We start from the raw sequence: 1,292 nt of genomic DNA on the forward strand, positions 1-1,292 counted from the left end.
CTGGGTGGACCCCGCTTCCGGCTCCTCGCCTGCGCCGCCCATCAAGATCACGCCCACGGTCACCGCCACGATCGCCGCCACGGCCACCCCGAGTTGCACGAACAGCTTGCGGTTGGACGGGGGCTCAGGCTCCAGGTCGCCCGCCTGGTAGACAGCGGTGTCGCCGGCCCGCGTACCGACGCCGCCGAGCGGGTGAACCTCGGTCGCCCCGAACGGCGCGGCCTCGCGCGGCCCGCCGGTGCCATACGCGCCCGCCGGGCCGCCCATGCCGTGCGCTGCGCCGGCCACCGCGGCGCCACCGGGCAGGTGACCCGTCACCGCGGCGCCACCTGGCAGGTGGCCGGTCATCGTGGGTCCGCCGGGAGCGCGGCCGGGCGCCGTGGCGCCGCCGTCCATGGGAGCGGCCGCCAGGTCGGCGCGCGGTCTGGCGATGACGGCCAGCGCCCGGCGGACCGCCTCACCGCTGGCGGGTCGCTTGGCGGGATCCTCCGCGATCATGGCCAGTACCAGCCGGTCCAGCTCGGCCGGCACCTCGGCACGGAACGCGCTCGGCGGAGCCGGCTCGGCCCGGCCGGGTGACGTGCCGGGCTCCGCGGCGTCCGAGGGCGCCGTACGCGGGCCGTCGAAGGGCGGGCGGCCGCACAGCAGCTCGTAACAGACGCATCCGAGCGCGTACAGGTCTCCGGGGGCCTCGGCCTTCCCGCCCGCGGCCCGCTCGGGAGCGGTGTAGCGGCCGTCGCCCGAGGACGGCTCCTGGTCGTCCAACCCGAACCCGACGACCTTGAGCACCCCGGTCCCGGCCCTGCGGAAGCCGCCGGGATCGACCCGCCCGTGTACGACCCCGGCCCGGTGCGCGGCGTCGAGCCCCGCCGCCGCCTGCCCGACGAGGTCGCACACCTCGACGACCTTCATGGACCCGCGCGCGGCCCGCTCCTCGCCCAGGCTGAGCCCGGTGAGGTGCTCCATCACCAGGAACGGGGACCCGTTGTGGTCGCCGACGTCGAGCACCATGGCCACGTTCGGGTGGATCACCTTGGCCACGGCCTGGGCGTGCTGCCTGAGCACCTCCCGGGTGGCGGCCCCTGCTGCCCTCGCGCCGAGCACCTTCACGGCCACGACCCAGTCGGCCCGCGTGTCGTACCCCCGCCACACCTCGCCCATCGGCCCGCTGCCGATGAGCTCGTCGAGCCGGTACCGGCCGGCGACCAGAGTCGGCGTCGCGTCGGACATATCCCCGCCAATTACTCGAACATCAGGATTTCCCGACCACCATAGGCCCCCACGGCCTCCCC

1 protein-coding gene is annotated in these 1,292 nt (G+C 75.7%); it reads right to left on the reverse strand.

Annotation, left to right across the window (positions count from 1 at the left end; translation table 11 throughout):
- The coding region (locus ITP53_RS55350; protein WP_195903489.1) for a serine/threonine-protein kinase at positions 1–1,230 on the reverse strand (1,230 nt) is incomplete at its 3' end.
- Positions 1,231–1,292: the final 62 nt, after the last annotated feature.

Source organism: Nonomuraea cypriaca, assembly GCF_015645445.1.
In the GTDB taxonomy this organism is placed as follows: domain Bacteria; phylum Actinomycetota; class Actinomycetes; order Streptosporangiales; family Streptosporangiaceae; genus Nonomuraea; species Nonomuraea cypriaca.